The 8,684-nt window shown below is 38.5% G+C and carries 6 protein-coding genes, 1 rRNA gene and 1 other annotated feature (1 of these 8 only partly in view); of the genes, 2 read left to right on the forward strand and 5 right to left on the reverse strand.

What is annotated here, in order from left to right:
• Window positions 1-3: 3 nt before the first annotated feature.
• Window positions 4-705, reverse strand: a complete 702-nt coding sequence (locus HED61_RS02840; protein WP_034705477.1) for an ABC transporter ATP-binding protein — start codon at window positions 703-705, stop codon at window positions 4-6.
• 146 nt (window positions 706-851) lie between these two features.
• Between HED61_RS02840 and HED61_RS02845 the strand changes: the two genes are divergently transcribed.
• A complete protein-coding gene (locus HED61_RS02845) occupies window positions 852-1,400 on the forward strand; it encodes a TetR/AcrR family transcriptional regulator (protein WP_003129161.1) in 549 nt (182 codons plus the stop codon).
• 34 nt (window positions 1,401-1,434) lie between these two features.
• Here the strand turns inward: HED61_RS02845 and HED61_RS02850 are convergent, their stop codons facing one another.
• The 4 genes from HED61_RS02850 to HED61_RS02865 form a co-directional block, all read right to left on the reverse strand.
• A complete protein-coding gene (locus tag HED61_RS02850; protein WP_219645395.1) occupies window positions 1,435-2,985 on the reverse strand; it encodes a polysaccharide deacetylase family protein in 1,551 nt (516 codons plus the stop codon).
• Between the two features lie 134 nt (window positions 2,986-3,119).
• Window positions 3,120-4,397, reverse strand: coding sequence for a serine--tRNA ligase (gene serS / locus HED61_RS02855; RefSeq protein ID WP_219645396.1), 1,278 nt, complete (start codon window positions 4,395-4,397; stop codon window positions 3,120-3,122).
• Between the two features lie 49 nt (window positions 4,398-4,446).
• Window positions 4,447-4,644: a binding site (T-box leader), on the reverse strand.
• A gap of 41 nt (window positions 4,645-4,685) precedes the next feature.
• Window positions 4,686-5,870: a sensor histidine kinase gene (locus HED61_RS02860; RefSeq protein WP_081132412.1), complete on the reverse strand. Its 1,185-nt coding sequence runs from the start codon at window positions 5,868-5,870 to the stop codon at window positions 4,686-4,688.
• Window positions 5,860-6,549, reverse strand: a complete 690-nt coding sequence (locus HED61_RS02865; RefSeq protein ID WP_003129151.1) for a response regulator transcription factor — start codon at window positions 6,547-6,549, stop codon at window positions 5,860-5,862. The genes HED61_RS02860 and HED61_RS02865 overlap by 11 nt, the downstream gene beginning before the upstream one ends.
• Before the next feature lie 717 nt (window positions 6,550-7,266).
• Here HED61_RS02865 and HED61_RS02870 point away from each other — a divergent pair.
• Window positions 7,267-8,684: ribosomal RNA gene (locus HED61_RS02870) — 16S ribosomal RNA — on the forward strand (it continues 139 nt past the right edge of the window).

Below are 8,684 nucleotides of genomic sequence, written 5' to 3' on the forward strand. Positions count from 1 at the left end.
CTCCTACCAAACGATCTCATCGATTGAAATAGGGGATTCATTAATTTCTACAGAGCGCACTGTAGCATCATTAATACGAATCACGCGATCAGCAATGGGAGCAATGGCACTGTTGTGCGTAATGATTAAAACAGTATTTCCAGCTTGACGACTTGCGCTTTGCAACAGCTTCAATACTTGTTTACCGGTTTCAAAATCTAATGCTCCTGTTGGTTCGTCACAAAGAAGTAATTTCGGATTTTTTGCTAGCGCTCGGGCAATGGACACTCGTTGCTGTTCGCCACCTGATAATTGAGAAGGAAAGTTATTGGATCTATTTTCTAATCCTACTTGCTTAAGCACAGCAGCTGGGTCAAGTGCGTTCGGTGATATCTCTGTTGCTAACTCGATATTTTCTTTTGCTGTTAGATTTGGAACTAAATTATAAAATTGAAAAACGAAGCCTACATCTTTGCGCCGATATTCTGTAAGTTGTTTATCCGAAAATTGTGCAATATCAATATTATCGATAATGATTTGACCTTCATCAGGTGAATCCATCCCACCTAATATATTTAGAATAGTCGATTTTCCAGCTCCGCTTGGACCTAAAATAACGACTAGTTCTCCTTCTTCAATTGAAAAGGATAGGTCTTCATTAGCGGTAATCGTGGTTTCGCCCATTTTATATCTTTTATACGTATTTTTTACTTCTACATAACTCATATAACGCCTCCATATTTTGAACACCTGTTGATTTAATCACATAGCGTTAGTATACTAAGAAAGAAAAAAAGGGGCAATCCTCAAATCTTATTCATCTGTTATTAAATAAACATTTAAGTTATTTTTGTATAGAAAGGATTGAAGTTATGGTAGGAATAGTTGGAAATCGCCGAACACAATATACAAAAAAAGTGATTCGAAAAGCATTTCAAGAGATTTTGATGGAAAAAGAATTTGAAAAAATCACAATTACAGAGATTGCCCAGCGTGCTGATATCAATCGGGGAACTTTTTATAAGTATTACAAAGATACTGCAGACCTTTTAGAGGAGATTGAGAAAGAAATCGTTGAACAAATTGCAGATAATTTGCAACAAGAAAATCTCCCCTTAGATCTATGGCTAGAAAAATTATTACTTATACTGCAAGAAAATCCTAGTGTAAGTCATTTGATTCTGCTTAATAACAGTCATTTATTAGATTTGTTATTGGAAAAAATCAGACCGGAAACGTTTAAACGCTTTACTATTTATTTCGAAGATGCAACAAGAGAAGAATTAGAGTTATGTTTGAGTTATTTTGTCTGTGGCTCGATCGGGTTGATTGAACGCTGGCTAAAAGATTTTTCTGAGATGCAGCCTAAAGCAGTTTCTCATTTACTTATTCAAATATTTACTACAAATGTTTATGAATAAAAGAAAAGCGAACGCCAATACGTTCGCTTTTCTTTTATTCTACTAGTCGTTCATCATTCATACCAAAATATTGATGCAATGGTTTTTGTTTTCCTGACAATAGTTGATCGATCGTCACAAATTCGTACCCTTTATTTTTTAACATGGAGATCATATTTGGTATGGCTTTAACTGATTCAGGATGGATATCGTGGATTAAGATGATTGCACCATTATAAACATTCTGTTTGACAACATTATTGATTGCTCTAGGATTTTTTGATTTCCAATCCTGTGAGTCAATATCCCATTGAATAATTGGCATGCCAATTGTTTCAGCACTTTTTTTGTCAATAGCGCCATAAGGGGGACGGATATTGCGAGGCAAGACGCCTGTAGCATTGAAAATAGCTTTGTTGGTTTTATTTATTTCACTTTGTAATTCATCTGTCGAAAGTGTATTCAATTGTGGATGAGAATACGAGTGACTTGCTACCTCATGACCCTCGTCGTGGACTTGTTTTGCAACATCTGGATTTTGATCCACCATCTGTCCTAACATGAAAAAAGTAGCTTTCACGTTATCTGTTTTTAGTATATTCAACAAATCAAGTGTTGAGCTATTATTTGGACCATCATCAAAAGTAAGAGCGACGTACTTTTTATTTTCATCTAATGCAGGTAATGTATCTTTTATACTTTCTTGCGAAACCAGATCTGTATCAATGAATGGCGCAATATCTTTGTATTTTAGAGTGACTTTAGAAGTTCCAGTTGAATTTTTTGGTAAGACGATAGTCAATTCATCAGGTGTATAAGTCATTTTACTATCATAAGAAATTCTATCCATTGTTAATACAGCATCAATGATTTTTTCAGGTTCTTTGGCTTGATCAAGTATGGATTGCTGAATCACCTGTTGAATACCTAAGAGACTTCCTTCATCTGGAATCAAATCCTTATTTGTGATTTCTTTGCCAGTTTTTTTGAAAATATAGATATCTTTCTCAGAAATACTATCTGGCTTTTTGAAATTTTCCTTACTGCGATCCCAGATAAAACTATCTGCTTCAATTCTATATTGATTAACTTTAGAAGATATTGCTGTTGCTTTTATTCTGGCAACTGTGAGCACTTCTTTTTCACGATGCTTTTTTTGTTGCTTTTGAGCAAGCTCGTCTAAGAGCTGGTTTGCATTTTTGAAAGGAACAGTATTTTCATCAACTGGACGGTAAACAAGGCACTTATTTTCTCCGTCATTTATAGTATCTATTTTCGTTGAAATTCCACTTTGGTCTTGCTCTTCTTGGATTGAAGCCATGAGATTTTTTGCAGCAGTTTCATATTTGGCTTGAGCTTCTGCTTCTTGCTGTTTTAATGTATAAACAATATAGCCGCCAGTAGCGACAATTACTAGAATAAGTGCGGTAAACAATGCGAATATATACTTGCTATAATTAGATTTTTTCTTCGGTATTTTTGGTTGTTTGTTTTCGTTTCCGGTTTTGGGCTTTACAGCTTCATTCAATTGATTTGTATTTTCACAGGTATCAGGTTCTTGTTTGTGACGTTGGCTACGACGTGCATAGGTATTTTTGTCAGACATATGACTTTATCCCTCCATTTATCATCATAAAGTAAAATAAGCGTAACATAACTGTAATATAGTTTCAACAATAGGGGGGTATTTCTTAGAATATTTAAAGAAAAAAGGTAGGAATTCTCATCCTACCTTGTTCTTCAATTTTTTTCAATTCGGGTAACTCCACCCATATAAGGAACTAGTACTTCTGGTATAGTCACACTACCATCTTCATTTTGATAGTTTTCTAATACGGCAGCAACAGTTCTACCGACTGCTAGTCCTGAACCATTTAATGTATGCATGTAATGAATCTTGCCATCGTTATCTCTATAACGGATCATTGCTCGACGTGCTTGAAAATCTTCACAATTAGAACATGAACTGATTTCTCGATATGTTTCTTGTGCTGGAATCCATACTTCTAAATCATACGTTTTAGCAGCAGAGAAGCCCATGTCACCTGTAGACAATGCCATTACTCGATAAGGAAGTTGTAATTTTTGTAAAATGTCTTCTGCATTTGCAGTCATTTTTTCTAATTCTTCATAAGAGTGTGCTGCTTCACTTAGTTTGACCATTTCAACTTTGTTGAATTGATGTAATCGAATTAATCCGCGAGTATCACGACCAGCACTTCCAGCTTCTGAGCGGAAAGAAGGACTTAATGCTGTGAAGTAAACCGGTAGTTGGTCAAGATCCAATATTTCTCCATTATAATAATTCGTTAAAGGAACCTCAGCAGTAGGAATCAAGGTAAGATCTGTTTCCGCTAATTGGAAAACATCTTCTTTGAATTTAGGAAACTGTCCAGTTCCAAACATTGCATCGCTATTAACAATATATGGAGTAATCATCTCAGTGTACCCATGCTCATAAACATGTTGGTCTAGCATAAAGTTATATAAAGCTCGTTCAAGACGGGCACCTAATCCTTTATAGTAGACAAACCGGCTACCGGCTACCTTTGCACCTCGTTCAAAATCTAATATTCCTAGGTTTTCGGCAATATCCCAATGAGGCTTTGCTTCGAAATCAAATTCTTTTGGTGTAGCCCAGCGTCTTACTTCAACATTGTCATCTTCATCTTTTCCAACTGGGACAGAGTCATGAGGCAGATTAGGTAATGTCGTTGCGATCAATTTGATTTCTGAATCAATTTTTGCAATCTCGTCATCAAGAGACTTGATTTTAGTACCGACTTCTTTCATCTCAGTAATTTTATCATCTGCTGCTTTTTTTGCTCGTTTTAGTTGAGCTATTTCTGCAGAAACTTCATTTCGAACTTTTTTTAATTCTTCTGTCTCTACTAGGAGTTGTCGTCTCCTTCCATCTAACTTTAAGAATTCTTCTAATACTTCTTTTTTTACTCCGCGAGTCTGTAATTTTGTTTGGACTTTGTCAAAATTTTGCCGAATCATTTTAATATCTAACATAATTCTTCCCCCTTGTTTTTCATATAAAAAAAGACCTTTTCATCCCTATTCTTGGGACGAAAAGATCTTTCGCGGTACCACCCGAGTTCAGCATAACGCTGCCCTTGTTGCCCGTAACGTGGGCACACGATCTTTCTTTCAAAAGATACACTTTTAATGAACTGGATTCCATTCTTTCCATTACTGATTCTCACCAACCATCAGTTCTCTGAAAAAGTAAAAAATGTACTAGGTTCTATGCTTTATTAGTAAGTATTTTCTCTAGAATAGCGAAAAAGCGTTAGTTCGTCAACCATAGTTTTGGGTATTTGATAAATCATTTCTCTTTAATGGGAGATGGATAATAAAGGAGGTCCAATCCGGAGTAGATTTTGCAAAAATGTAGCCACCATGCAAGGCAACGATGCTTTGAGCAATGGCAAGACCAAGTCCAGTTCCCCCAGTTTCCTGCGAACGTGATTCCTCCACTCGATAGAAGCGGTCAAATAAGGAGTCTAATGAATGTTTGGGAATCATTTGTCCATTGTTCTTAACTGTTAGAATGGCTTCTGTTCCTACTTTTTCCACTTCCATTACGATTTTGTCAGCGCCTTTTCCATACTTTAAAGCATTAGACAATAAATTATTGAAAACTCGTACAAGCTTCTCAGTATCACCGTCCATAATAATGTGCTCTGGGCGAGTGTGAGTCTCAATCTTTATTCCTTTACGAGATGCTTCTAATTCAAAATCTGCAGCTAGTTGTTCGACTAATTGCGCCATATCAAAAGAAATGACATTTATTGGGACGCTAGGCTGTCTTACTTTTGTGTATTCGAAAAGATCGTCTACTAAAGATTTCATTTGCTTTGCTTTGACATAAGCGGTATGAGTATATTTCAATAACTCTTCTTCAGAATGATATTGACGATCTTCAATCAGGCCTAGATAACCAATAATAGAAGTTAAAGGAGTTCGGATATCGTGACTAACATTTGTAATTAATTCATCCTTCGACTGTTCGATCCTTCGTTCATCTTCAATGGCGGCGACGGTACTATCTACCAAGCCGTTAATATTTGAAACAATCCGATTGAGGTCACCACGCAGTTCAAATGGAATACGATGATCATAATTTCCCTCTGCAATATAATGAAGCTCACTAATAATATGCCGTAGTTGCATTTGACGGTATCGACGAATCAAACGCCAATACAAAACAATCACATCTAATAAAAAGAACAAAGGGATAATGAAATTGCGGCCACTTTGAAAAATATCCGTGTTAAAAGCAGAAGTAAAAGCGTTTTTTGACTCATAGATCGCCTCCACTAACAACGGTGAATTCTCTCTTATAGAAGTCAAAATGACTAAAATCGCGACATTTAATAGAAGTAAAAGGATTACAGTAACGATTCCTTCTGCAAATAATTCACTGATTTCTTTAGAAGTGAGGGTGATACGTTTCTTTTTTTCTATTGGATTACTTCGCATCTATTTTATAGCCAACTCCCCACACTGTTTGAATGACTTTCTCGCCATCAGTTGCTTCTTCTATCTTATCACGCAGATGACTCACATGAACCATTACGGTTTTGGCTGACACGACACTCTCTTGCTTCCACACACGCTCAAAAATTTCATCAGCACTAAATACACGATTCGGATGGGATGCTAATAGGTAGAGAATACCAAATTCAAGAGCGGTCAATTGGATCTCATTTCCGGTGATTGTTTTTACTTCATGAGAATCACGATTAATGATCAATGAGCTAACTTCTAAGATATCTGGCTGATTAGAGGGAGCTTGCATTTTTGTTCGACGGAGCAGAGACTTGACGCGAGCCATCACTTCCAAAGGATTGAATGGTTTTGTTACATAGTCGTCTGCACCAGCAACTAGACCTCGTATTTTATCCATATCAGTAGTCTTAGCAGTTAGCATGATGATTGGAATTTGAGATTCTTTTCGCAACTCTTTTACAACCTGCATGCCATCCATTTCAGGCATCATGATATCCAAGATCAGTAATTCAATATCTGGAGTAGTTCTAATTTTTGTTAAAGCTTCTTTACCATCATAAGCTTTGACGGCTTCATAACCTTCATTATGAAGATAGATACTTAATAGTTCAACAATCTCTTTATCATCATCAGCAACAAGTATTTTCATATAAATCCTCCTAGGAACAATATTCTTTTCTCCTATTTTAGCAAATATTCTAGGAAATTGATAAAATCATACTTAAATTTATAAGAATGATAGGAAATAATACTTACAACAAGAATAAAAACCGAACATTGAGAATTCAAATAATCATCATAGTTTCCAAATGGAGAGATTATTCCATAGAATTAACTAAAATATATGATGGAACCGCAGTATTTAGAAACGTTGAAATATCAATGATTTTACTGTTGACGAATGGCAAGATAGTTGCTATATTATTACATGTGCCAAATGACAAAAATCATTTCTAAAAGAAAATGAAAAAAGTTGTTGACGCCAGAACCAACAGATGATATTATAACGAAGTCGCAAATTTAAGAAATCAATTTGATGCTGATGCAGCAACAAAAAAGATTGAAAAAAGTTGTTGACAAATAACAATTCATTTGTTATTCTAATGGAGTCGCTGATGACGCACAGGAAGTTGTTGAATAAACACTTTCGAAAAAAACTTTTAAAAAAAGAGTTGACATTCACTTGTCGGTCTGATATGATTTAAAAGTTGCTAACGCAGCGCAGTAGACCTTTGAAAACTGAACAAAGCAAGCAAACGAACCAATGTGTAGGGCGCTTCATTTATGAAGCAAAATACATGCAAGCAATAGCTAGCAAAGTTAATTTTATTTGAGCTTAACGATCCTATGGATCGTTCAAACAAATCATTATGAGAGTTTGATCCTGGCTCAGGACGAACGCTGGCGGCGTGCCTAATACATGCAAGTCGAACGCTTTTTCTTTCACCGGAGCTTGCTCCACCGAAAGAAAAAGAGTGGCGAACGGGTGAGTAACACGTGGGTAACCTGCCCATCAGAAGGGGATAACACTTGGAAACAGGTGCTAATACCGTATAACACTATTTTCCGCATGGAAGAAAGTTGAAAGGCGCTTTTGCGTCACTGATGGATGGACCCGCGGTGCATTAGCTAGTTGGTGAGGTAACGGCTCACCAAGGCCACGATGCATAGCCGACCTGAGAGGGTGATCGGCCACACTGGGACTGAGACACGGCCCAGACTCCTACGGAGGCAGCAGTAGGGAATCTTCGGCAATGGACGAAAGTCTGACCGAGCAACGCCGCGTGAGTGAAGAAGGTTTTCGGATCGTAAAACTCTGTTGTTAGAGAAGAACAAGGATGAGAGTAAAACGTTCATCCCTTGACGGTATCTAACCAGAAAGCCACGGCTAACTACGTGCCAGCAGCCGCGGTAATACGTAGGTGGCAAGCGTTGTCCGGATTTATTGGGCGTAAAGCGAGCGCAGGCGGTTTCTTAAGTCTGATGTGAAAGCCCCCGGCTCAACCGGGGAGGGTCATTGGAAACTGGGAGACTTGAGTGCAGAAGAGGAGAGTGGAATTCCATGTGTAGCGGTGAAATGCGTAGATATATGGAGGAACACCAGTGGCGAAGGCGGCTCTCTGGTCTGTAACTGACGCTGAGGCTCGAAAGCGGGGAGCGAACAGGATTAGATACCCTGGTAGTCCACGCCGTAAACGATGAGTGCTAAGTGTTGGAGGGTTTCCGCCCTTCAGTGCTGCAGCAAACGCATTAAGCACTCCGCCTGGGGAGTACGACCGCAAGGTTGAAACTCAAAGGAATTGACGGGGGCCCGCACAAGCGGTGGAGCATGTGGTTTAATTCGAAGCAACGCGAAGAACCTTACCAGGTCTTGACATCCTTTGACCACTCTAGAGATAGAGCTTCCCCTTCGGGGGCAAAGTGACAGGTGGTGCATGGTTGTCGTCAGCTCGTGTCGTGAGATGTTGGGTTAAGTCCCGCAACGAGCGCAACCCTTATTGTTAGTTGCCATCATTTAGTTGGGCACTCTAGCGAGACTGCCGGTGACAAACCGGAGGAAGGTGGGGATGACGTCAAATCATCATGCCCCTTATGACCTGGGCTACACACGTGCTACAATGGGAAGTACAACGAGTTGCGAAGTCGCGAGGCTAAGCTAATCTCTTAAAGCTTCTCTCAGTTCGGATTGTAGGCTGCAACTCGCCTACATGAAGCCGGAATCGCTAGTAATCGCGGATCAGCACGCCGCGGTGAATACGTTCCCGGGCCTTGTACACACCGCCC

It is taken from the genome of Enterococcus gallinarum, assembly GCF_021496385.1.
Taxonomy (GTDB): Bacteria; Bacillota; Bacilli; order Lactobacillales; family Enterococcaceae; genus Enterococcus_D; species Enterococcus_D gallinarum.